At 54.7% G+C, this 23954-nt stretch carries 26 protein-coding genes; 24 read left to right on the forward strand and 2 right to left on the reverse strand.

Going from position 1 to position 23954, the window contains the following annotated elements; genetic code table 11:
- Nucleotides 1-171 precede the first annotated feature (171 nt).
- From L692_RS0125575 to L692_RS0125615, 9 genes are all read left to right on the forward strand, one after another.
- Nucleotides 172-729: a ribonuclease FAU-1 family protein gene (locus L692_RS0125575; protein ID WP_025702737.1), complete on the forward strand. Its 558-nt coding sequence runs from the start codon at nt 172-174 to the stop codon at nt 727-729.
- On the forward strand, nt 730-1377 hold the full coding sequence (locus L692_RS30235) for a YdcF family protein (RefSeq protein ID WP_036725625.1): 648 nt from the start codon (nt 730-732) through the stop codon (nt 1375-1377).
- 96 nt (nt 1378-1473) lie between these two features.
- Entirely contained in the window at nt 1474-2439 is a 966-nt protein-coding gene (locus L692_RS30240) for an AAA family ATPase (protein WP_036725626.1), read from the forward strand.
- 98 nt (nt 2440-2537) lie between these two features.
- The gene (hflX, locus tag L692_RS0125590) at nt 2538-3836 is read left to right on the forward strand and encodes a GTPase HflX (RefSeq protein ID WP_025702738.1); all 1299 of its coding nucleotides are present in this window, start codon (nt 2538-2540) and stop codon (nt 3834-3836) included.
- A 155-nt stretch (nt 3837-3991) separates the two neighbouring features.
- Nucleotides 3992-5245 (forward strand): methionine gamma-lyase family protein, encoded by a 1254-nt coding sequence (locus L692_RS0125595; RefSeq protein ID WP_025702739.1) that lies wholly within the window; start codon nt 3992-3994, stop codon nt 5243-5245.
- A 105-nt stretch (nt 5246-5350) separates the two neighbouring features.
- Nucleotides 5351-5761, forward strand: a complete 411-nt coding sequence (locus L692_RS0125600; RefSeq protein ID WP_019910684.1) for a MerR family transcriptional regulator — start codon at nt 5351-5353, stop codon at nt 5759-5761.
- A gap of 30 nt (nt 5762-5791) precedes the next feature.
- Entirely contained in the window at nt 5792-7120 is a 1329-nt protein-coding gene (glnA, locus tag L692_RS0125605) for a type I glutamate--ammonia ligase (protein WP_025702740.1), read from the forward strand.
- Nucleotides 7121-7300: 180 nt separating this feature from the next.
- Entirely contained in the window at nt 7301-7819 is a 519-nt protein-coding gene (locus L692_RS0125610) for a DUF3231 family protein (RefSeq protein ID WP_025702741.1), read from the forward strand.
- Nucleotides 7820-7935: 116 nt separating this feature from the next.
- A complete protein-coding gene (locus L692_RS0125615) occupies nt 7936-8502 on the forward strand; it encodes a spore coat protein (RefSeq protein ID WP_025702742.1) in 567 nt (188 codons plus the stop codon).
- A gap of 45 nt (nt 8503-8547) precedes the next feature.
- On the opposite strand, the gene L692_RS0125620 is transcribed toward L692_RS0125615, so the two are convergent.
- A complete protein-coding gene (locus L692_RS0125620) occupies nt 8548-8886 on the reverse strand; it encodes a L,D-transpeptidase (protein WP_025702743.1) in 339 nt (112 codons plus the stop codon).
- Between the two features lie 125 nt (nt 8887-9011).
- Entirely contained in the window at nt 9012-9638 is a 627-nt protein-coding gene (gene lexA, locus L692_RS0125625) for a transcriptional repressor LexA (protein WP_025702744.1), read from the reverse strand.
- A gap of 177 nt (nt 9639-9815) precedes the next feature.
- On the opposite strand from lexA, the gene yneA reads away from it, so the two are divergent.
- From yneA to L692_RS0125700, 15 genes are all read left to right on the forward strand, one after another.
- The gene (yneA, locus tag L692_RS30885; RefSeq protein ID WP_025702745.1) at nt 9816-10235 is read left to right on the forward strand and encodes a cell division suppressor protein YneA; all 420 of its coding nucleotides are present in this window, start codon (nt 9816-9818) and stop codon (nt 10233-10235) included.
- 253 nt (nt 10236-10488) lie between these two features.
- On the forward strand, nt 10489-10671 hold the full coding sequence (locus L692_RS0125635; RefSeq protein ID WP_025702746.1) for a DUF896 domain-containing protein: 183 nt from the start codon (nt 10489-10491) through the stop codon (nt 10669-10671).
- A 61-nt stretch (nt 10672-10732) separates the two neighbouring features.
- Nucleotides 10733-11257, forward strand: coding sequence for a hypothetical protein (locus L692_RS0125640; RefSeq protein WP_025702747.1), 525 nt, complete (start codon nt 10733-10735; stop codon nt 11255-11257).
- 41 nt (nt 11258-11298) lie between these two features.
- Entirely contained in the window at nt 11299-12084 is a 786-nt protein-coding gene (locus tag L692_RS0125645) for an HAD family hydrolase (protein ID WP_025702748.1), read from the forward strand.
- A 234-nt stretch (nt 12085-12318) separates the two neighbouring features.
- Nucleotides 12319-12738 carry a FixH family protein gene (locus L692_RS30250; protein ID WP_025702749.1) on the forward strand — a complete coding sequence of 140 codons (420 nt, stop codon included), beginning with the start codon at nt 12319-12321 and terminating at the stop codon, nt 12736-12738.
- Nucleotides 12739-12813: 75 nt separating this feature from the next.
- Nucleotides 12814-16251 (forward strand): methionine synthase, encoded by a 3438-nt coding sequence (gene metH / locus L692_RS0125655; protein ID WP_025702750.1) that lies wholly within the window; start codon nt 12814-12816, stop codon nt 16249-16251.
- A 131-nt stretch (nt 16252-16382) separates the two neighbouring features.
- Nucleotides 16383-17318, forward strand: coding sequence for a ribonuclease Z (gene rnz / locus L692_RS0125660; RefSeq protein WP_025702751.1), 936 nt, complete (start codon nt 16383-16385; stop codon nt 17316-17318).
- A gap of 184 nt (nt 17319-17502) precedes the next feature.
- Nucleotides 17503-18294, forward strand: a complete 792-nt coding sequence (locus L692_RS0125665; RefSeq protein WP_198027834.1) for a TIGR01457 family HAD-type hydrolase — start codon at nt 17503-17505, stop codon at nt 18292-18294.
- Between the two features lie 40 nt (nt 18295-18334).
- A complete protein-coding gene (locus L692_RS0125670; RefSeq protein WP_025702753.1) occupies nt 18335-19150 on the forward strand; it encodes an Fpg/Nei family DNA glycosylase in 816 nt (271 codons plus the stop codon).
- Nucleotides 19140-19991, forward strand: coding sequence for a deoxyribonuclease IV (locus L692_RS0125675; protein WP_025702754.1), 852 nt, complete (start codon nt 19140-19142; stop codon nt 19989-19991). Before L692_RS0125670 ends, L692_RS0125675 begins: the two co-directional genes overlap by 11 nt.
- A gap of 17 nt (nt 19992-20008) precedes the next feature.
- Nucleotides 20009-20353 carry a cyclic-phosphate processing receiver domain-containing protein gene (locus L692_RS0125680; protein ID WP_025702755.1) on the forward strand — a complete coding sequence of 115 codons (345 nt, stop codon included), beginning with the start codon at nt 20009-20011 and terminating at the stop codon, nt 20351-20353.
- A complete protein-coding gene (locus L692_RS0125685; protein WP_025702756.1) occupies nt 20350-20673 on the forward strand; it encodes a thioredoxin family protein in 324 nt (107 codons plus the stop codon). The genes L692_RS0125680 and L692_RS0125685 overlap by 4 nt, the downstream gene beginning before the upstream one ends.
- On the forward strand, nt 20673-21455 hold the full coding sequence (locus L692_RS0125690; RefSeq protein ID WP_025702757.1) for an ABC transporter ATP-binding protein: 783 nt from the start codon (nt 20673-20675) through the stop codon (nt 21453-21455). The genes L692_RS0125685 and L692_RS0125690 overlap by 1 nt, the downstream gene beginning before the upstream one ends.
- Complete coding sequence (locus L692_RS0125695; protein ID WP_025702758.1) at nt 21452-22519, forward strand: SAM-dependent methyltransferase; 1068 nt, start codon at nt 21452-21454, stop codon at nt 22517-22519. The genes L692_RS0125690 and L692_RS0125695 overlap by 4 nt, the downstream gene beginning before the upstream one ends.
- A 119-nt stretch (nt 22520-22638) precedes the next feature.
- Nucleotides 22639-23954, forward strand: a 1316-nt coding sequence (locus L692_RS0125700) for a serine/threonine protein kinase (RefSeq protein ID WP_025702759.1), incomplete at its 3' end; no start/stop codon positions are given.

Below are 23954 nucleotides of genomic sequence, written 5' to 3' on the forward strand. Positions count from 1 at the left end.
TCCGGCGCAATAGCCGGGCTTCGCCCAGGAAATGCAGCTCCGGCAGCCCGGATCTTCCGTTAGCAGCGGTTGGTCCGGGTTGCCGGAGCTTTTCTTTTTATCCCGCAAGGTTTTGAGTGCGACTCCTAAATGTGGTAAGCTGAAGACACCATAATGGAAAGGGTTATTTATATGAAACGTAAATTCGGAGACCGGGCCAACTGGCGCCGGATTACGCGCCGCGGGTTTGCTTGCCGCTATGTGGAAAGCCGGGAATTCAGCGGATACATCACCCTTTACACGATTTACGGATTGAAGGAGCCGCTCTGGAAAAGCTATGGCCGGCATACATACCGCATTGCGGACAAGGGCTATTCGTGGCTGCAGTATTTTCCAAAGGACAGTCATTATATTGTTACGGCGATGTTCGATGAAAGGCAAAATATTATCCAGTGGTATATCGACACCTGCAAAGTTCAGGGAGTAACAGATCAGGGGGTGCCCTGGTTTGACGATTTGTACCTGGATGTGGTGGTGCTGTGGAACGGCGAAGTATTCTTGCTGGACGAAGATGAGCTTGAAGAGGCGCTTGAACGGGGAGATATTTCAGACAGCGATTACAATTTGGCCTGGAGCACCGCCAGGAGGATAATGCAAAGTATTGACGCGCACGCCTTCCCTTTTTTCACCCTGTCGCTAAAGCATCGCGCCGAGCTGTTTCATCATGGGGAATTCAGGAGGAAATTTTAGATGGAAAGGTATGTTGGAGACTGGTCGCCGATTCGTGGTGTGACGGGCCGACGGAAATGGCGATTCAAGCGGATTGCAGCGTATGCGATTACCCTTCTGCTGATTGCGGGTGTCATCTGGAGCGCATATGTGCTTATCATCATCAATCAGGCAAAGACGACCTCCCCCATGGAGAAGGCGTATGCCGGTATTATTCTCGGTATGGCGATGTGGGGCGATGAGCCCAGTCCCGGACTCAAGGAGCGGCTTGACTATGGGCTGAAGCTGTACCGGCAGGGAGCTTTTTCCCATTTTGTGGTGACGGGCGGGCTGGATCAGCCGGGGTACCGGTATACGGAGGGCCAGGGAATGCGCAATTATCTCGTCTCCCGGGGCGTGCCGGAGAGCGCGATCGCCGAGGAGAATAAAGCGACCTCGACCTATGAGAATCTCCTGTTCAGCCGGGAAATCATGCAGCGGGAAGGCTGGGGCACGGCGGTCGTTGTGACGCATACCTTCCACGGCCGCAGAGCGTTGGAAATTGCCGAAGCGCTTGGGTATTCGGGGCCGGAGCTGGGACTGACCGAATCACAGACAATGTCTATGGCAAAGTATAAGACAAGGGAAATATTGGCCTATACGAAATGGAAGCTTCAGCAGATGTTTTGAGCACTGGAGCAGGAAAATGCCGAATCTGCTAATAACGCCTGGACCTCGGGAATAGACTTGAGTAGAATACTCAGCCCTAAATAATGAGGTGAACCCATGAACATACGCAGCGCAGCTTCAAGCGGGCGGGATGAAGGCAGACCATCGCGGCAAATCAATATCGTGCTGCGAAACCACGAGACGCCGGCTGTCAGCGGAACATCGGCGATCAGCGAATCGGCTTCTTCCAGAAACAGTGCCCAAATCGGTCTGTTCCAGGAGATCGGCGGAGAGTTGGACGCGCTGGTAGGTCTGGACAATATTAAGGAACTTGTATTCGAGATATACGCGCTGCTTCAGGTTGCCCAAATGCGCAGTGAAGCGGGTCTGGCAAGCGGCGGCCAGGCGTATCACATGGTATTTAAAGGAAACCCGGGTACCGGCAAGACAACCGTGGCGCGAATCGTCGCCAAGCTCTTTCAACGGATGGGCGTGTTGACCAAAGGACATCTTATCGAGGTGGAGCGTGCCGATCTTGTAGGCGAATATATCGGGCATACCGCGCAGAAGACCCGTGATCTCGTCAAAAAGGCGCTTGGCGGCATTTTGTTCATCGACGAGGCGTACAGTCTTGCCCGGGGCGGCGACAAGGACTTTGGAAAAGAAGCGATCGATACGCTTGTCAAAGCGATGGAAGACCATCGCAGCCAGTTCGTGCTTATTCTGGCGGGCTATTCCAGTGAAATCGATTATTTTCTGATGAGCAATCCGGGCCTGCCTTCCCGCTTTCCGATCCAGGTCGAGTTCCCGGATTATACTACAGACCAGCTTCTGCAAATCGCCGAGCTGATGGCGAAGGAGCGTGACTATATTTTGATGCCGCAGGCGATACTCAAATTAAAGCAGCATTTGATACAGGAAAAAGACGAGAGCCCGCATGCCTTCAGCAATGCGCGGTATGTGCGCAACGCGATTGAAAAAGCGGTCCGAAGCCAGGCGGTAAGGCTGCTTAACCAATATGAGCATAACAGTCCGGGCAAGCAGGAGCTTATGACCCTGCGGATCGAAGATTTTAAACTGTGAAGCTGGCGGCTATGAACGGATCAGCTCTCGTAAAAATATAAGGACAATGATATGCGCACGGCAAATAAGTTCTTATATTTCGCAAAAGGAGAATGCATATGGCGACTACGACGCATGAGACAAATTTGGAAATACAGGACCGGGCGATTCTGGTAAGCCTTGTTACCGATCAGGTCAAACGGACGGGAATCGATCCCGAATATTCGCTCCAGGAGCTGGTGCAGCTGGCGGAAACCGCAGGCGTTGAAGTGCTTGAAGTGCTGCGCCAGAATAAGGAAACGCCGGATTCGAAATGGTTCATCGGCAAAGGCAAGGTCGAGGAGCTCCGTATGGCAGCGGATGGACTCGGCGCCAACACCGCGATTTTCGATCAGGAGCTGTCGGGCGCCCAGGTGCGCAATCTGGAGGAAGCTCTGGATCTGAAGATCATTGATCGCACCCAGCTCATTCTGGATATCTTTGCCGGCCGGGCGAAGACCCGCGAGGGTATTATTCAGGTAGAGCTGGCCCAGCTATCCTACCTGCTGCCGCGCCTGTCGGGACACGGGAAGAATCTGTCCCGGCTGGGCGGCGGGATTGGCACAAGAGGGCCGGGGGAGAGCAAGCTGGAGACGGACCGCCGTCATATCCGGGACCGGATCGGTGAGCTGAAGCGCCAGCTTGACGAAGTGGTGAAGACCCGGAGTCTTCACCGCGAACGGCGCCGCAAGAGCGGAGTGGTGCAGGTGGCTCTTGTCGGCTATACGAATGCCGGCAAATCCACACTGCTCAAGCAGTTAACCGATGCCGACGTCTATATCGAGAACCAGCTGTTTGCCACGCTGGACCCGACCTCGCGGTTGCTTGAACTGCCCGGCGGCAAGAGCGTCGTGCTGACGGATACAGTAGGGTTCATCCAGAATCTTCCCCATGATCTGGTTGCCTCGTTCCGCGCGACGCTTGAGGAGGTCAATGAGGCGAATTTGGTGCTTCATGTGGTTGACGCTTCTTCTCCGATGCGGGATGAACAAATAGAGGTTGTGCAGTCTATTCTGGAGGAGCTTGGCGCGGCGGGAAAGCCGCAGATCATGCTGTTCAACAAGAGCGATCTCTGCAGCCGGGAGCAGCTGGAGATGCTGCCGGGAGGTCCGGGCTACCTGAAGGTCAGCGCGTTTAATCCGGAGGATCTGGCCCGGATTGCGGACACGATCCAGAATGAACTGGCCGGTGATACGCTAACCTTCCGAATTCCGTCCAGCCGGGGCGATTTGTCCTCGCTGCTGTATAGAGTGGGGGATGTGCTGGATCAGTCCTTTGAGGAGGACGACATCCTTTACAATGTGCGGGTAAACAAGGATGACTACGAGAAATGGGGCTACATGCTGGCTGAATTTGCGGATCAGGCAGGCCAGAGCTGACAACGGCAAGACCTCAGTGCTCCGAAATAGTTCAATTCTCGGGGATATTATCGTTTGATTAACATTAGCAGCCTATTTTTGAGATGTATAAGCGACAGCCTTCTGCCGCTTATTGTTATAATCATGGGAAGTGCATGTAAGGAGAGACAGACGTAATGGCAGGATTTGCAGAAGATATTTTACAAGCGGCGGAAGCGGCGGAAGCGGAAATTCAAGAGGCGGTCAGGGCCCTCGACCGGATTGTAGACCTTAATCAGTGGAAGGTGATCGAAGCTTTCCAGAAGCACCAGGTCAGCGATTTTCATTTTGCCGGTTCGACGGGCTATGCCTACAATGACAGGGGACGGGAGGTGCTTGATCTGGTATATGCGGATGTATTCGGCGCGGAAGCCGCGCTGGTGCGTCCTCATTTTGCTTCGGGAACGCATACGATATCCACTGCGCTGTTCGGCGTGCTCCGGCCTGGGGACGAGCTGCTGTACATCACGGGGCGCCCTTATGACACTTTACATAAAGTAATTGGCAAGCCGGGGGACGGAACAGGTTCTCTGGCGGATTTCGGCATTGCCTACCGGGAAACGGCGCTTACCGAAGAAGGTGAAATTGACTGGGAAGAGGTTGCGCGGACTTTGACGCCCCGGACGAAGATGATCGGCATCCAGCGGTCCCGGGGCTATGACTGGCGCTCTTCCTTTACGGTAAAACAGATCGGGGAGATGACGGCCAAAGTCAAGGAATTGGCGCCGGACGCTGTCGTTTTTGTCGATAACTGCTACGGCGAATTTACGGAGGAGATGGAGCCGGCCCAGGTCGGCGTCGATCTGATGGCCGGCTCGTTGATCAAGAACCCCGGCGGCGGCATTGCCGAGACCGGGGGATATATCTGCGGCAGAAGGGATCTGGTGGAGCTGGCGGCTTACCGGCTTACTGCGCCGGGTATCGGCGGCGAGGTAGGAGCCATGCTGGGGACGACCAGAGGGCTTTATCAGGGACTGTTCATGGCACCCCACACGGTTGGACAAGCGCTTAAAGGAAGCGTCTTTGCGGCAGCCGTTTTTGAACGCTGCGGGTTCCGCACCAAGCCTGCGTGGCAGGAGCAGCGGACCGATCTGATACAGGCCATCTCTTTTGACGGACCCGAGCATTTGATCGCCTTCGTTCAGGGAATCCAGCGGGCGGCCGCGGTGGACAGCCACGCTGTTCCCGAGCCTTGGGACATGCCCGGCTATGAGCATCCGGTCATTATGGCTGCGGGAACTTTTATCCAGGGAGGCAGTCTGGAGCTGTCGGCGGATGCCCCGATTCGAGCGCCGTACATCGGATATATGCAGGGGGGATTAACCTATTCGCATGTCAAGTACGGCGTGCTGATGGCGCTGCAGAGTATGCGGAATCGCAAATTATTGTGAGTTTATCAGAATAATCCTGTGAGTATATCTCACATGTCATTGACACGTCATAGCCGGAAATGTACAATGAGATGAGAAAAAGATCATTGGAAGGTTGGATGAGTCATGGGTGATGAAATCCGCAGAAATATGGCGTTATTTCCAATAGGAATTGTAATGAAGCTTACCGATTTGTCCGCGCGGCAAATCCGCTATTATGAGCAGCATAGTCTGATTGTTCCGGCGCGCACCTCGGGCAACCAGCGATTATTCTCTTTTAACGATGTGGAGCGCTTGCTCGAAATCAAAGCTTTGATTGAAAAAGGGGTCAATATTGCCGGCATCAAGCAGGTTATGAACCCGGTATCGAAGGAATCCGAAGAAGCTACCGTCATTACCCCCGATACGGAAGTCCGGCGGCGCGAGCTGTCCGATTCCCAGCTCCACAGGCTGCTCAAGCAGGAGTTGGTTTCCGGGAAAAGACCGGGGCAAGTATCTCTCATTCAAGGGGAGTTATCCCGGTTTTTCAATAAATAACATACAGAAGCGCGAAAGGGAGAGGGTATAGTGAGCTTTTCTAAAGAAGATATTTTGCGCATTGCCAAGGAAGAGAATGTCCGGTTCATTCGCCTCCAGTTTACCGACCTGCTTGGTGCGGTCAAGAACGTGGAAATTCCCGTCAGCCAACTGGAGAAGGCGCTGGACAATAAAATGATGTTTGATGGCTCTTCCATCGAAGGCTATGTCCGCATCGAAGAATCCGATATGTATTTATATCCCGATCTCGACACTTGGGTAATCTTTCCGTGGGTGGCCGAAGACCGTGTTGCCCGTCTTATTTGTGATGTCTATATGCCGGACGGAACTCCGTTTGCAGGCGATCCCCGTGGCATTTTAAAGCGCTGCCTTAAAGAAGCGAAGGAAATGGGCTTTACTTCCATGAACGTCGGACCGGAGCCGGAATTTTTCCTGTTCCAGACCGATGAGAAGGGCAACCCGACGACGGAGCTTAACGATCAAGGGGGCTATTTCGACCTGGCTCCGATGGACCTTGGCGAGAACTGCCGCCGCGAGATCGTCTTGACGCTTGAAGAAATGGGCTTCGAAATCGAAGCTTCGCACCATGAGGTTGCTTATGGACAGCATGAAATCGATTTTAAGTATGCCGATGCGATCAAGGCGGCCGACCAGATCCAGACGTTCAAGCTGGTTGTGAAGACGGTTGCCCGCCAGCATGGGCTGCATGCCACTTTCATGCCCAAGCCTATGTTCGGTATGAACGGCTCGGGTATGCATTGCCACCAATCGCTGTTTAAAGGCAGCGAGAACACCTTCTACGATGAAAAGGATGAACTCGGCCTTAGCGACACGGGCCGCAGCTACATGGCTGGTCTGCTGAAGCATGCGCGGGCACTCGCCGCAATCACGAACCCTACGGTGAACTCGTATAAGCGTCTGGTTCCCGGCTATGAAGCGCCTTGTTATGTCGCCTGGTCGGCGAGCAACCGCAGCCCGATGATCCGCATCCCGGCTTCCAGAGGGCTGAGCACGCGCATAGAGGTCCGGAACCCTGACCCTGCGGCCAATCCGTATCTGGCTCTGGCGGTCATGCTGAAGGCGGGTCTGGACGGCATCAAGCGTCAGCTTGATCTTCCTGCTCCGATTGACCGCAACATCTACATTATGTCCGAAGAAGAGCGCATTGAGGAAGGCATCCCGAGTCTGCCGGCGGATCTTAAGGAAGCATTGGGCGAGCTGATCCGCAACCCTGTAATCACCGATGCTCTTGGCGAACACGCCCTGGCCCATTTCTATGAACTCAAGGAAATTGAATGGGATATCTACCGCACGCAAGTGCATGACTGGGAAAGAAATCAATACATCACGCTGTACTAAGAAACGAAGCCCTTGGCGCTGTAAGCGCCGGGTTTTTTTTTGCTTTTGTCGCCAGGAAATGCGGCTCAGGAGAATGGCTCTTTTCTTAATTTCGTATCCAATATTTGCGTTACATTTATTTTTGTATCAGCGAGCATAATAGTCAGCGGAATGAAAATAAAGAAAAGGGAGGATTAACTAATGGGAATTTTAAGTGGTAACCCTAAGGATGAACCCATGCATTATGGGGAGATTTATAGTGTATGGCAGAGTTCGATGGTGGCCAAGGGCGCAGTGTCTTTTTACCGGGCATTTTTAATACACGCAGGAGACAAGGATTTGAAAAAAATATTGGGGGATCTTATCGATCAGGCAGAGCTCGAAATCAGTGAATGCGATGAATTGCTCAAGAATAACGGAATTGCCACTGCCCCGAATATGCCAGACCGATCACAGGCCAAGCTAGAGGATATTCCTGTCGGCGCCAGATTTACAGATCCGGAGATTGCCGCAAGAATAGCCGCAGACAATGCGACTGGATTAGTTGCTTGCAGTCAGATCATGGGACAGAGCATCAGGGAAGATATTGGGGCTTTATTCGCCAAATACCACCTCACCAAGGCGGCGTTAGGTGTTCGGATTTTAAAGATGAGCAAGGAAAAGGGCTGGCTTGTTCCTCCCCCACTGCATGTGAAACGGCCTGAACTTGTTAAAGCTTAGCCCATAAAATCCTGCCCCAAAAGTTTTATCTTTTTTGTTTACTTTTGCCAGTAACATTACTGATGAAAAGTCTGATTTTGACATAAGTGAATTTCCAAAAAAGGAGACGTATTTATATGCCACTGGGCTCACATGAAGCACACGAATTGAATGAACTCCTGCTTAGCTGTACGAACTCGATTCAAAGTATGGCCCTGTTTCTGAGTCAGGCGAAAGATCCTGAACTGAGAGACATGATTGCCCGTCATTATGCGGTTCATGTTCAGGATTATAATATGAAGGTGGAATATGCGAACCGTTCGTATTCGGCTGATACTCTTAATGTTCCAAGCCTGCAGATGAGCGCCGCAGTCTCCATGCCTTCAATCCAGTATCCACCCATGGAGCCCAAAGTCCAGCTTCAACAGTTGGATGACCGTGCAATTGCAACTTCATATTTGCTGACCTTAAAGCGCGCAGGACGCGAGTATGCTTGGTCCGCTTTTGAATGCTCAACCCCTCAGCTGCGCGCCTTTCTGGAGGATGCATTCCGGATGTGTTCTCATCAAGCCTTCGAAGTCTGGCAGTATATGGCGCGGAAGGGCCTGTATCCTGTAATTATGGCATCCAATGAAGCGATCAATGCCATGCAGCAGATCTATCAATCCGTTCCGGAGCATCAGCCCGGCCAATTGTACAGATGACATTAAGCATAATAAAACCGCCGATTTTTCGGTTGGTTTTATTATTCATTCACGTATAGTCACTCTCGTATGAAGCGGGACGGTTCGGGCCAGTTCGAGAACGTCGGCGTTATGCATCCGGATACACCCGTGGGAAACCTGGTGGCCGATCGACGCGGGATTGTTCGTTCCGTGTATGCCGTAATGCGGCTTGGACAGACCCATCCAGAATGCGCCGAACGGTCCGCCCGGGTTGGCCTGCTTATTAACGATGGTATACTCGCCGGCGGGAGTCTGGGTCAGCATTTTGCCAATTCCCACGGGGAAGCCCCGCACGACTTTATTGTTGTCCAGAAGATACAGCATGCGCTGGGATAAATCGACAATGATCCGGTAATTAGGCATATGATCAGCACTCCTTTACGGAATAAAATATGCAGGAAGCCCATATGCCGTTCGAAATCAGTTAATTATTAAACTCCAAAGAGGCGGTCCCACTTACCGGGCCGCCTCTTTGTTGCTGGAACCTGTCAATGGATGTCTCTGAACAACCCAATCACTTTACCCAAAATAGTCACCCGGTTAAGCCGCAGCGGCTCATAGGTCGGATTCTCAGGCTGGAGGCGGATGTGGTCGCGCTCCTTATAGAAGGTCTTGACGGTAGCTTCATCATCTTCCGTCATAGCCACTACAATGTCGCCGTTATCGGCGGTCTGCTGTTGACGGACAATGACATAATCTCCGTTCATGATGCCGGCCTCGATCATGCTGTCGCCCATAACGGAAAGCATGAAGACCTTGTTATCTCCCACGTAATGGGTGGGAAGGGGGAAATAATCCTCAATATTCTCTGTTGCGGTGATAGGGACGCCGGCCGTTACCTTGCCTACAACCGGTACCCGGGCAACAGTCTGCACGAATTGCTGGACATTCTCGGAATCTTCCTGACCGAGCAGTTCAATGGCACGCGGTTTCGTGGGATCGCGGCGGATAAGTCCCTTCTTCTCCAGGCGGTCAAGATGCCCGTGCACGGTGGAACTGGATGCCAGACCGACCGCTTCTCCAATTTCCCGAACGGAAGGCGGATAGCCCTTGCTGCGAACTTCGTTACGTATAAATTCCAGGATCGCCAACTGGCGACTCGAAATCTTTGACATTGGAATACACCTCATCTAGTAATGTTTGGGAAAATTATAACATAGAACTACCGTTCGCACAAACATAAGTTCTAAAAACAAAAGGGAACAATTGTTCGAAAAACCTCTTGATCAAAACACATGTTCGTGCTATATTATGTGTGCAAGTAAGAACAAGTGTTTGGAGGTTGATGATAGATGTTGAAATACAGCACATACCGCAGCATTTATAATGAGACACCGGGGAGTCCCTCGGCATGCCGGAGCTCTATTTCTGACTATATGAATCCGTCTGAAAAGAATATAAAAGCGATGATCGGGAAGGCTCGTGGCATATTGACACTGCAAGATATTTTTAAGCTGGTGATTGTGTTTCTTCTGATTATTTCCGGATTTACTGTGGTAAGCCAGGTGTTTGCCAGTTCTGTATCTTCGCCCAAGCAGGAGAAGCGGATTGTTGTGGAGCCGGGCGATACACTGTGGAGCATTGCGGTTAAGAACAAGTCTTCCGATATGAGAACAGTCGTATACATTGATGCTATCAAGCGATATAACCATTTGAACAGTTCCGATATTCAGGCCGGTGACATCTTGTCAATTCCCGTTTACAGCAAGTAGGCGAGAAAGCCCACTTCTTTAGATGTGGGATGAATCGTCTTAGGACAAGGGATAGCCTTTAGGCTAACAAGTGAGCGTATGGCAATGGCAATTTGCCGAATTAAACAAACCGGAAGAATCCGGGGGCAATCCACACAGATGAGCTTTCAGGGGAGTCGCCTTGACAAGCTCTTTTTCTCATGGCAAAGTTAGAATGAATTTAGACTGTTCACAACCGGGATGAACAGACATGCTTCAATTAGGAGGGAATGTTTTGAATATAGATGAACTGGTTAATCGCATAAACGAGCTGGCGCGCAAACATAAGAGCGTCGGACTTAACGAAGAGGAATTGGCTGAACGGGCCAAGCTTCGGGAGATTTATCTGGGTAATGTCCGCCGTAATTTCCGGGCTCAATTGGAGTCGATTGAAATTGTGGACGACAACGGGAAATAAATGAACAAGGCGGCTGAAGCCGTCTTTCATAGATATTTCAGGAAGACTAGGGGGAAATGAAATGGCCCGTTCTTGGGAAAGAATGGTTCAACGCAACACGCAGCAGGTCAACAAGAGAAGAAAAAAAGAGGGGAAGGGCTCTATCCATTCTTCATCCTCAGCCGGTCAAGCCGACATCTACAAGGGACGCAATATTGTTTTCCCTGTACTGCTTGCGGCGCTGGGGGCTCTGTACTGGACAATTGGCCAGTTCGACACTTCTTCCGGCAGCCAGAACAGCCAGGTCATGAATTGGATTGGCATTGTGCTTTATTTTGCGCTGGCGGCAATGATTTTTTTTCGTCGTCCTTATTTAAAGGTCGAGCGAGCGCGGGTGTCTACCTTCAAGTTTAATCGCCAAAGGTTCCTGGACGCGGCGGACATTGAGAAAATTATCATATCCCGCGGCTCCATCAGCATTGTACCCAAAGCCAAGCGCGGACGCTGGATGTTCTCAAGGTTGCTTAACCGTTACGACACGGCCGTCATGGGAGAGCGGATGGAGAGCTTTGGTCAACTGAATCGTGTTCCTGTGGAGCACAAATAGAACAGCAATTGCAAAGTTAATTACAGAGAGGGAGAAATGGAATGTCGATTGCCGCCGTACTGTTTGATTTGGACGATACTTTACTTTGGGATGAGCGAAGCATTGAGGAAGCTTTTGAATACGCCTGCAAAGCGGCGGGCGATGGCGTGGACCCGAAAGAACTGGAAGCCGCAGTCAGACGGGAAGCGAGAAGTCTTTATGAGTCTTACGAGACCTTTCCTTTTACGCAAATGATTGGAATTAATCCGTTTGAAGCGTTGTGGGCGAATTTTACAGCCGGAGAGCAGGAGCAGTTCCGGAAGCTGGAGCAGCTTGCTCCAATTTACCGGAAGGAATCCTGGCGCCGAGGACTTGCGGCCGTGGGAATTGAGGATGAGAGCCTGGCGGAGACACTCGCTGCGCGCTTTGCCTCGGAACGCCGCAGCCGTCCATACATGTATGAAGAGACGCTCGAAATTCTGGCTGCGCTTCGCGGGCAGGTGAAGCTGTTGCTGCTGACCAACGGCTGCCCGGCTCTTCAGCGGGAGAAGCTGGATGGCGTGCCTGAACTGATACCTTTCTTTGATCATATTGTCATCTCCGGGACATTTGGGAAGGGCAAGCCGGATGTGGCGATTTTCGAGCATGCGCTGAAGCTGCTGGATATCGCTCCGGAGCAGGGGATTATGGTCGGGGACAAGCTCACGACAGACATTCGCGGCGGATTAGCGGCGGGACTTACAACCGTGTGGATCAATCGTACCGACAAACCATCCGATCCGGAAATCAAGCCTCATTATGAGATCAAGCATTTGTCGGAGCTGCTTCCGTTGGTTCAATCTCTCTAAAATATCCGTTCCATTTCAAGGCCGGTATCCTGCAGGAAAGGGTATCGGTCTTTTAATATGGATGCTTGAGCAGGGAATGTGAGAAATTTCTCACTTTATGAGTAAAAGGGTGTGCCTTGGTCTACCAAAGACCGTCAATCCATGTATAATAAGAGAGGCAGACTTAACGCAAGATTAACGCAGGATGTAATTAACATACCGTAGGATACAGAGGCCACCCCGGGAGGGCTGTATATGTCTGGACCATTCGCAAAAAGGGTTCTATTATTCCTGATTATCGCCGGGGCACTGACAGGCTGCTCTTCCGGGGGAAATGGTCATTCCGGCACGAATATGTCCGGCATGTCAATGGAGCCGATCAAGGTCGAGCTTTCCTGGAGTCCGCCAGAACCGAAGGCTAAGCAAGAAATAACCTTTGAAGCCAGAGTGACTCGGGGCGGCGAGGCCATTGAGGATGCTGAAGTAGTACGGTTTGAAATTGTAAATACTGCGGATGTGTCAAAAAAGCTTGAGCTTGCCGGGAAGCCGGCTGGCAAGGGGAATTATACTGCTGAAGGAATGCTGACGGAGGCTGGAAGCTACAGCGTGACCTTGCATGTCACTGCCCGAACGCAGCATTCGATGCCGACCCGGTCATTGACCGTTAGGCGATGATCAATGGCGGGAGACTTTCCGAATTCCCTTTATTCTGCTAAACTTACTCTAATGTTTTACTGGAGGGATTGGAAAGTGGCTAAACCTACACTTGCAGAAGCGCTGGAACAGCGCATTCTGATTTTTGACGGTGCCATGGGCACCATGATACAGCAGGTTCCTTTGACCGGGGAGGATTTTGGCGGAGACGAGCTTGAGGGCTGCAACGAGATGCTCGTGCTGACCAGACCCGAAGTCATTCGAAATATTCATGAGGCTTACCTGGAAGCCGGCGCTGATTTGATCGAGACGAACACGTTCGGGGCAACCTCGGTTGTGCTTGCCGATTACGATATTCCCCAAAGAGCGCGCGAAATCAATCTCGTCGCAGCGGCGATCGCCAGGGAAGCTGTAGATAAATACGATTCCCCGGAGCGTCCGCGTTATGTCGTGGGGGCAATGGGGCCGACCACCAAGACACTGTCCGTTACGGGCGGATTAACGTTCAGCCAGCTGATGGAGAGCTATGAAGAGCAGGCGGTTGCCTTGATCGAAGGCGGCGTGGATGCCCTGCTGCTTGAAACCTCGCAGGATACCCTGAATGTAAAAGCGGGCAGCATCGGTATCCGAAACGCGTTTGAAAAGACCGGGATCACGCTCCCGATTATGATATCGGGGACGATCGAGCCAATGGGCACGACGCTGGCCGGGCAGAATATCGAGGCTTTCTATATTTCCCTGGAGCACTTGAAGCCGTTATCCGTCGGCCTCAACTGCGCCACCGGACCGGAATTCATGCGCGACCATATCCGTTCATTGTCGGAGATGGCCTCTGCGGCGGTCAGCTGCTATCCGAATGCGGGTCTGCCGGACGAGAACGGCAATTACCATGAGTCGCCGGAGTCGCTGGCCCGCAAGGTCGCGGCTTTCGCCGAGAAGGGCTGGCTCAACATTGCTGGCGGCTGCTGCGGCACGACGCCGGCGCATATCCGGGCGATGGCGGAAATGCTGGCGGAATATCCGCCGCGTCCCCTGAACGGAAGCCATTCCCCGGCATTATCCGGAATTGAGCCTGTGTACATTGAACAGGATAACCGGCCGTATATGATCGGCGAACGGACGAATGTGCTCGGCTCGCGCAAATTCAAGCGTCTCATCGTCGAAGGCAAGTACGAGGAGGCGTCGGAGATTGCGCGCGCCCAGGTGAAGAGCGGTGCGCAGGTCGTGGACGTATGCGTTCAGGACCCCGACCGTGATGAAGCGGAGGATATGGAACAATTTCTGGAGTTGGTCGTGAAAAAGGTCAAGGTTCCGCTTATGATTGATACGACCGATCCGAAGGTGATTGATCTGGCTTTGCAGTACAGTCAGGGAAAAGCGATCATTAACTCCATTAATCTTGAAGATGGTGAAGAAAAATTTGAGCATGTCACGCCGCTGATTCACAAGTACGGCGCGGCGGTCGTCGTCGGAACCATCGACGAGAGCGGCCAGGCTATCAAGGCGGAGGACAAGCTGGCCGTAGCCAGACGCTCTTATGATCTTCTGGTGGGCAAGTACGGCTTGGCGCCGGAGGACTTGATATTCGATACGCTGGTGTTTCCTGTCGGAACCGGTGACGAACAGTATATCGGCTCGGCCAAGGAAACGATCGACGGTATCCGTCTGATTAAGGAAGCCCTGCCTGGGGTTCATACGGTGCTTGGAATCAGCAACGTGTCGTTCGGACTGCCGGAGGCGGGCCGGGAGGTGCTGAATTCGGTCTTCCTCTATGAGTGCACGAAGGCGGGGCTGGATTACGCGATCGTCAACACGGAGAAGGTGGAGCGGTACGCCTCGATTCCCGAGGAAGAGCGCCGTTTGGCCGAAGAGCTGATTTACAATACAAATGATGAGACGCTTGCCGACTTTGTCGCCGCTTTCCGTGGCAAGAAGGTGGAGAAGAAGGAGAAGATCTCCAATCTGACGCTGGAGGAACGCCTGGCTTCCTATGTGGTGGAGGGCAGCAAGGACGGGCTGATTCCCGATCTTGACGAGGCGCTGACCCAATATGGTGCGCTTGAGATTATTAACGGGCCGCTCATGAACGGAATGTCCGAGGTCGGGAGGCTGTTCAACAACAATGAACTCATCGTTGCGGAGGTGCTGCAAAGCGCTGAAGTGATGAAGGCATCAGTCGCCCATCTGGAACAGTTCATGCAAAAGAACGAGACCTCGGTGAAGGGCAGGATTCTGCTCGCCACCGTCAAGGGCGATGTGCATGACATTGGCAAAAACCTGGTCGAGATTATCCTGTCGAACAACGGCTATGAGATCATCAATCTGGGGATCAAGGTACCGCCGGAGACGATCATCGAAGCGTATCGACGGGAAAAGGCCGATGCGATCGGTCTGTCCGGGCTGCTCGTTAAATCGGCTCAGCAGATGGTCCTGACGGCGCAGGATTTGCGGACGGCGGGTATAGATGTGCCGATTATGGTCGGAGGCGCCGCGCTGACCCGCAAGTTCACCAAGACGCGCATCCGTCCGGAATATGACGGACTCGTGCTGTACGCCAAGGACGCCATGGACGGACTGGATCTTGCGAACAAGCTGATGAATCCGCAGGAACGGGCCAAGCTGGCCGAGGAGATGCGGGAGGAGAGCGAGGCGGCTGCAGCCGCACCTGCGAAACCGGAGCTTCCGAAGCTTACAAGAGCGGTACGCTCGAATATTTCGCAGGATGCGCCAGTCTATATTCCGCCGGACCTGGAGCGGCATGTTCTGCGCAATTACCCGCTCGGCCATATCGTCCCTTACGTGAACATGCAAATGCTGCTTGGGCATCATTTGGGGCTTAGAGGATCGGTTGAGGCGCAACTGGCCGCGGGCGAGCCCCGGGCAGTGGAGCTTAAGGAAACGGTGGACGGGCTGCTGCTTGAAGCGACAGTGAATGGAACCATCCGGCCGCATGCGATGTACCGCTTCTTCCCGGCCCAATCCAGAGGCAACGATATCCTGATCTATGATCCGCAGGATACAGGGAAGGTGCTGCATACCTTTACTTTTCCACGTCAGCAGGTTGAGCCTTACCTTTGCCTGTCCGATTTTCTCAAGCCGGTGGACAGCGGAATCATGGACTATGTCGGATTCCTCGTGGTGACGGCGGGACAAGGAATCCGGGAGCAGTCAGAGGAATTGAAGAACAAGGGCGACTATCTCCGCTCCCATGCGCTGCAGGCGCTGGCTCTTGAGATCGCGGAAGGGTTGGCTGAACGTGTCCATCATATGATGCGGGATACCTGGGGCTTCCCCGATCCGGCGGATATGACCATGAAGCAGAGACATGGCGCCCGCTATCAGGGCATCCGCGTCTCCTTCGGCTACCCGGCCTGCCCGGATCTGGAGGATCAAGGGCCGCTGTTCAAGCTGATGTCGCCTGAGGATATTGGAGTCCAATTGACGGAAGGATTTATGATGGAGCCGGAGGCATCCGTATCTGCTATGGTCTTCGCCCATCCTGAAGCGCAGTACTTTAATGTTGAGAAAGCATGAGCTTTTGGACAGAATAGCAGTTAAGGGAACGTCCCGTTATGCCAGCCTCCCGGTTACGGGAGGCTTTTTGCTGGAAGATCGTCAAGGCCCGCCTGGAAGAGCAAGATCAGAAAGAGGAAAGGAGGAGTGAGATGGAGATTTATTTTTTGGGCACGAACGCCGGTATTCCCACGCTGCAGCGGAATGTAACCTCGGTCGCCCTGCGGCTGCTTGAGGAGCGCCGAAGCTTCTGGATGTTCGACTGCGGAGAGGGAACACAGCATCAGATCCTTCGTTCCCCGCTGCGGCTTGGCAAGCTGGAGAAGCTGTTCATTACCCACCTTCACGGCGATCATCTCTTTGGACTTCCCGGGCTGCTGAGCAGCAGGGGGTATCAGGGAGGAACCGCCCCTCTAACCGTGTACGGTCCGCCGGGGCTCAGGGCGTATCTCGATATTTCGCTGTCCGTCAGCCAGTCCCGGGTTCCGTACAAGCTCGAAGTGGTCGAGCATACCGGCGGGCTTATCTTTGAAGACGAGAGCTTTAAAGTGGAATCGGATCTTCTGGACCACCGGATAGACAGCTACGGCTACCGCGTCACGGAAAAGGACCGGCCGGGCAGCCTGGATGCACAGCGGCTTAAAGCTTACGGTCTTAAACCCGGTCCTTTGTATGGCGTGCTGAAGAGCGGCCTGGATGTGACCACGGAGGAAGGAATAACGATTGCCGCCGCAGATGTCCTCAGCGAACCCAAACGCGGCCGGATCGTCACTGTGCTTGGGGACACCAGACCCTGCGGAAATTCCACTGCGCTTGCAAGGGAGGCCGATCTGCTGATTCATGAGGCGACCTTTGGCCATGAGCTGGCCAAGATGGCCTGGGACTACCATCACAGCACGACGGTTCAGGCCGCCGAAATTGCGAAGGAAGCAAACGCCCGCCAACTGGTGCTGACGCATTTCAGTTCCAGATACGGCTCAATGGATGAGCTTCTTCCGCTGCTGGAAGAGGCGCGCTCTGTATTCCCCGGTACGCTGCTCGCCGAGGAGTTTCGCCTGTATCCGGTGGAACGAAAGACGGGAAATTGACGGGGAAATCAAATTATTTTCCGGGAAAGCGCAGGAAATGACAGGAGACCGTCATAAAATGCCGCTGCCGCCGGGGGTTCGATGCCGTTCGACTTTTAGAAGCATCCAGGCGCGCAAAGCATGGGGGAAAATATCTCAAATTTGATATATTATCTAGGATAAAGCGGGGAGGACATGAGGGGAAATGATCGATCATATACAAGGCCTGCTTCTGGATCTGGACGGGACGCTGTATCATGGCGGCATTATGATTCCGGGAGCCGATGAGCTGATTGCCGGACTGAGAGCGAAAGGGATTCCGTTTCTGTTCGTGACCAACAACTCGTCGCGCACGCCTGCAAGTGTGGCCGCTCATCTCGGCGCGATGGGGATTGAAGCGAAGGAGCGGGAAATCTGCACTTCCTCGCTGGCGGCGGCAAAATATATTGCCGAAGAATCTCCCGGTGCGGCGGTGGCGATACTTGGAGAAGAGGGACTTCGCTGCGCTTGCGAGGAAGCCGGTCTTCATATCGTCACCGAATCGCCGCAGTACGTCGTCCAAGGCATTGACCGTTCGTTTACATACGATTCTCTGACCCGGGCGGCGCGCTGGATTTCCGGGGGAGCGGCCTTCGTGCTGACGAATCCGGATCTGATGCTCCCATCGGACGACGGCATGATGCCCGGAGCGGGTACGCTGGGAGCGGCGATCGAAGCCGCCAGCGGCGTAAAGCCGGTGATTATCGGCAAGCCGCACCGCCATTTGATGAACTACGCCACCTCGCGGCTTGGGATTGATGCCAAAGACGCCATCGTTGTGGGCGATAATATGAGAACGGACATCGCCGCGGGAGCGAATGCGGGCTGCCGGACGGTTCTTATGCTGACCGGCGTGACAACCGGGGACAATCTGGAGCATTACAAGGAGTTGACCGGAGTATCTCCGGATTTTATTTGCAGTAATCTGGCTGATCTGCGCGAGCTGCTTGGTTTATAAGGGCAGAGCTGCATTTCACAATAGGAGAGGACGATGAATCATGCCGGAATTTCCGGAAATGGAGAACTACCGCAGGCTGCTCTCGGAGCATGTCGTCAATTTGCCGATCACCGGAGTGACGGTTAACAGGGAGAAATCAATCAATGTGGAGCCGGAGGTCCTCGCCGGGCGACTTGTCGGCGCGCGCATCGTATTTGTGGAACGCAGAGGGAAGCATCTGGTGTTCCATTTGAATGACGGCCGCCGGCTGCTCCTGCATCTGATGCTGGGAGGACTGCTGTTTTACGGGACGGAGGAAGAGCGCCCAGGCCGCAGCACGCAGGTGGAGATTGCCTTTGGAGACAAGATATTGTTCTTTATCGGGCTGAGGCTGGGCTATCTGCATCTGTTATCCGTCAAGGAGACCGAGGCGGCTCTCGCGAAGCTGGGTCCGGAGCTGCTGGACCGGCGGATGAACGGGGAGCGGTTCGCCGAGCTGCTGAAGGGCCGGCGCGGCGCGATCAAGAGTCTGCTGGTGAACCAGCAGGTGTTTGCCGGGATCGGCAACTGCTATGCCGACGAAATCGCCTTCGAAGCGGCTCTGCTGCCGACAGCTTCCGTTCAGGGACTGTCCCCGGAATCGATAACCCGGTTATACGCTGCGGTCCGCAAGGTGCTGAGCGAGGCGTCGGAAGCCGGAGGCTATATGGAGATGCCTTTTATGGCGGGGGATACGCTTACGGGAAGCTATAATGACCGGTGCAAGGTATACGACCGCGAAGGCGAGACTTGTGAGCGCTGCGGGGGAACGATCGTCAAGACGGAAATTTCCAGCCGCAAAGTGTTCTACTGTCCGGAATGCCAGCATGAACACTAAGCCCCGTATCGGGGCGCATGTCAGCATCAGGGGCGGCTACGCTCAGGCTGCAAGAGCGGCATGGAAGGCCGGCGCGGGCTGCTTTCAATATTTTCCGAAAAATCCCCGGAGCCTTCAGCTTAAAGCCGTCGATCTGAGGGATGCGGGAGAGTGCGCGTCGGTTTGCCGGGAGAGGGGGATGCTGTCCGTCGCCCATACGCCCTATCCAACCAATCTTGCCGCCGGAGACACGGATGAGCCGGGCAGGGCGGTGATGGTACGGTCGCTGCTCAATGATCTGGAAATCGCGGAAGGCTGCGGGTCGCTGGGTGTCGTTGTGCATTTCGGGCATTTTCAGAAGCTGCCGCCGTTACAAGGCTATCAAAATATTATACAATGTATAAATGAAACGCTTCTGTCCTGGACGGGGACGGCCAAGCTGCTTATCGAGAACCAGGCGGGAAACGGCGGCTTCGAGGGAACGACGCTGGAGGAACTGGTCAAGATCCGCGAGCTGAGCCGGTATCCGGAAAAAATCGGGTTCTGCTTCGATACATGCCATGCTTTTGCGGCAGGGGTATGGAATCCGGAGCGCAGCGGCGATTTGCTGGAAGTCGGCTTTAGGCTGGATTACTGGCCTCATTTGGCTGCCGTCCATCTCAACGATTCCCGGCATTCTTTTGCCTCCAAGCGGGACAGGCACGCCGGGATTGGCAGGGGGCTAGTTGGCGAAAAGGGTTTAAAGGAGCTGCTGGCATCGGAGCCTTTCCTCGGCAAACCGGCGATTCTGGAAACCGAAAAGGGCGCCGACGGCACGCATAAGGATGAAATCGCGGCGGTGCTGTCGTGGTTCGAGGCGTAAAAAGGGGCGATGAACGGATGATTAATGTCTATATGGACGATTACAGGCGGGCTCCCCAAGAATTTGCGCTTGCGAGAACGACGGAGGAGTGTCTGCTGCTGCTGCGCGAGTGTGAGGTCGGCGTACTTTCGCTCGACTATGACATGGGCCCGGCGGACGACAACGGTGGATTTGTAGCCAAAGCCATCGTTCTGGAAGGGCTGTTCCCCAGGGAGATTTATCTGCACACCTCAAGTTCACAAGGCAGAAAAGAAATGTTCGAGCTTCTGTACCCGGCCTTGCCGGAGGAAACGGCGCTCCATAACGGGCCGATGCCGGCTAAGAAGCTTCGTGAAATCGCTTCGGAAGTGTCTGCACCATGAAGGAACTGAATGAACGCGAACTGCTGGAAGCGATCGGCCGAAGCGGGGCGCACCTTGCCGTCTTCCTGGAGACGCCCTTCTGTGGCACATGCAAGGCCGCCCGCCGAATGCTGGATGTCGCCGGACACCTGCTTCCCCGGGATTATGAACTGATAACGGGCAACATCAATCTTCTCCCGGGCATTGTCAGGCAGTACCGTATCGCCAGCGTACCGGCGCTGCTTGTATTTAACGCAGAGCGTGACCGTCCGCCCCGCATCCATTATGCGCTGGCTTCGGTGGAGCGTGTGCTGGAATACATAAGGAGTGTGAATAGATGATGATTTCTTTGGAGCATATTACCCTCCGCAGGGAGCAGAGCCTGATCCTTGACGATGTATCGCTGGATATTAAAGAGGGCGAGAATTGGGTGATTCTCGGACGCAACGGTTCGGGCAAGACGACCCTGCTTGAGATGATGACCGGCTACATGTTCCCAAGCAGCGGCGCGGTCAAGGTGCTCGGGCACACCTACGGCCAGGTGGATTTGCGCGAAGTACGCAAGGAAATCGGCTACATTGGGCCTTCGCTGATGGAGAAGCTGACGCTTCGCGATTCCGTATGGGAGGTTGTGGCCACGGGAGCATACGCCTACCTGCGCTTTTACCAGCAGATTCCAGAGGAGATCAAGGCCAGAGCGATTGCGCTGCTGGAAGACATGAATATGGGCCGCCTGGCGGACCACCCGCTGGGCACACTGTCGCAGGGGGAACGCAAGAAGGCGATGCTGGCGCGCTGCCTGATGGCGGACCCGAAGCTGCTCATTATGGATGAGCCGTGCGCGGGCCTGGATCTCTACGAGCGGGAGAAAATGCTGGCCGAGGTGGACAAGCTGAATCGGCGGGATGTAACTGTCGTGTACGTCACGCACCATGTCGAGGAGATTGTGCCGCTGTTCACCCATGTGGCGCTGATCCGTGAAGGCAGGCTAGCCGGGGCGGGGCCGAAGAAAGAAGTGCTGACCGGAGAGATGATGCTCGCCGCCTATGAGCTTCCCGTGGAGATCGAATGGGAGGAAGAACGCCCCTGGATAAAAATAAAACGTGGAGGATCATCCATTTGAACGAGTTTAACCCAATCATTGAACAACGCCCGTCTCCGGAAGCAAGCGGGACGGTTTCGCGATACATTTGCACCGCCAATCACGGCTTTGCCCCCTATGCCCAGGAGGAACTGCGCCGCCTGTTTGGCTCCGTCAAGAGCACGCTGCTCCTCCCGGGAGAAATCTTCCTGGCTACGCTTCAGGCGGAGCCGGAGGATGTGGCGCGGCGTCTTGCGGAGAACCCGCCGATCTTCCTGCGCCATATCCAGCCGGTTCAGCTCCAGGATGAAGGCGGAAGCGAAGCGCTGGAGCGGCTGGCGGTCTATTTAGGCCGCCGAAGCGAGCTTCAGGGAGAACGGATCGCCATTCAGGTGCGCAAGACCGACGATTCGTTCTGGCATGACAGCCCGGGGGAGCTGCGGGAATGGCTGCAAGCGCGGCTTGAAGGCGCGGCAGCCGAATTTACCGTGCAGAGTCCGGCCTGGATCGTTTCGGTGTATGCGGCTGCGGGTGCGCTGTACGCCGGAGTGTCCCGTCCCGAAGACAACTTGTCCGACTGGAACGGCGGAGCGATTCGTTTCCGGCGCGAGGACGGTCAAATTTCGCGGGCCAAATTCAAGCTGATGGAAGCGGAGAAGGAGCTTGGCATTCCGTTCGGCAGCTTCCGGCGCGCGCTCGACATCGGGGCGGCGCCCGGCGGCTGGACGTCCTTTCTGCTGGAGCGGGGCCTTGTGGTGACGGCGGTCGATCCGGCGCGCATGCATGAATCGCTGAAGGATCATCCCGCTCTTAAGGTGCTGCGCAAAAATGCCGGGGAGGTCAAATTCAAGGAGAATGAATTTGATCTGCTCGTCTGTGACATGAGCTGGAGTCCGAAGCTGATGGCCAAGCTGGTGACGGGACTGCTGTACAGCCTGGCACCCGGCGGCACCGCGGTCGTCACCGTGAAGCTGATGTACAAGAAGCCGCTGGCGCTGATTCGGGAGATTACGGCCATGTTTGAAGCCGAGCGAATGCAAGTCCAGCGGGCCAAGCAGCTGTTCCATAACCGGGACGAGATTACCCTTTATATGATTAAATATTAATGCTATATCTTACTTATGAACTTTACGGGAAAGCATCCCGCCGAAGGAAGACGCGAATGTCGCGGCTTGCCGAAGCGGGGGGCTTTTTTTGTTTATATTTTGAGGCGGAGGGAACTGAAATGCGCTATAAATCAAAGCTGGGACCCGGGGACATCCTGGGCGGCCGATACGCCGTCAGAGGCATCATCGGTTCGGGAGGAAGCAGCCATGTGCATTTAGGCGAGGATTTGCGTCTGCCCGGCAAGCGCTGGGCCATTAAAGAGTGTGTGGCGGATAATCAGGATTATGGAAATGTACAGGCCGAAGCGGAGCTGCTGATCTCGCTGGACCACGGCAGGCTTCCAAGAGTTGTTGACTTTTTTCCGCCGGATGAAGACGGCTACGCCTATCTCGTCATGGACTATATCGAAGGCGTTACTCTCAACCGTTATATGGATTCCGTTGGCGGAAAAATTCCGGGTGACACTATACTCTTGTTCGCGAAGCAGCTGCTGGAGGTGCTGCAGTATCTTCATGAGCACCGCCCGCCTATCGTCTACCGCGACCTGAAGCCCTCGAACATTATGCTGGCTCCGGACAAAGGGCTGGTGCTGATCGATTTCGGGATCGCGCGCAGGCACCGGGGCGGCGCGGGCGAGGATACAGTCAAGCTGGGCACGGTCGGATTCGCTGCTCCGGAGCAGTACGGAGGCGGCCAGAGCGATCACCGCTCCGACCTGTACGGATTGGGGGCGCTGCTGCTGTACCTGGCCACCGGGGGCAAGTACAGCGAATGGGCCGCCGGAATGGAGGGCAGGCTGGAGGGACGCCTTCCGGGTACGCTGGTTCCCGTGCTGCGGCGGTTGCTTCGGCCAAGGCCGGAGGACCGCTACGGCAGCGCGGAGGAGGTGCTGCGGGCGCTGGAGGGCGCCAAGGCCGGCTCTTCACCCGCCGGATCAAGGCCGCAAGCGCCGGTTAAGCCAGCGCCGCCAGCTCCAAGCCAAGCGCGTATCGTTTCGCTCATGGGAACGGCCTCCGGTATCGGCGTCACACACACGTCGCTGGCGGCTGCGCGCTTGCTGGCCCGCTTCGGCTCCGTGGCCTGGGTCGATTATGATCCGGCATCGCCTGTCTATGGGCGGATCAGGTCATTAGCCGAAGCCTCCGGGCGGCGTGTCCCATCCGGGGAAGCGGAAGGTCCCCTGGAGCTTGGCGGCATCCATTGCTGGAAACGTCCGGAGGATGGCGTTCTGGAGGGATTAACCTCCCGCTTCCGGTACGTTGTTCTCGATATGGGCAGTGGAGCGTATGAGGGAGCCGAGGCGGAATTCGCCCGCGGCGACATTCCCCTGCTGCTCGCGTCGGGGGCGGACTGGCGGATGGAGGAGACGCTGCGGTGGCTCGGCAGAAGCGGCTGGCGGCAAGGCAGCAGCTGGAAGATTGGTCTTCCGCTGGC

It is taken from the genome of Paenibacillus forsythiae T98 (assembly GCF_000520735.1).
Lineage (GTDB): Bacteria > Bacillota > Bacilli > Paenibacillales > Paenibacillaceae > Paenibacillus_AQ > Paenibacillus_AQ forsythiae.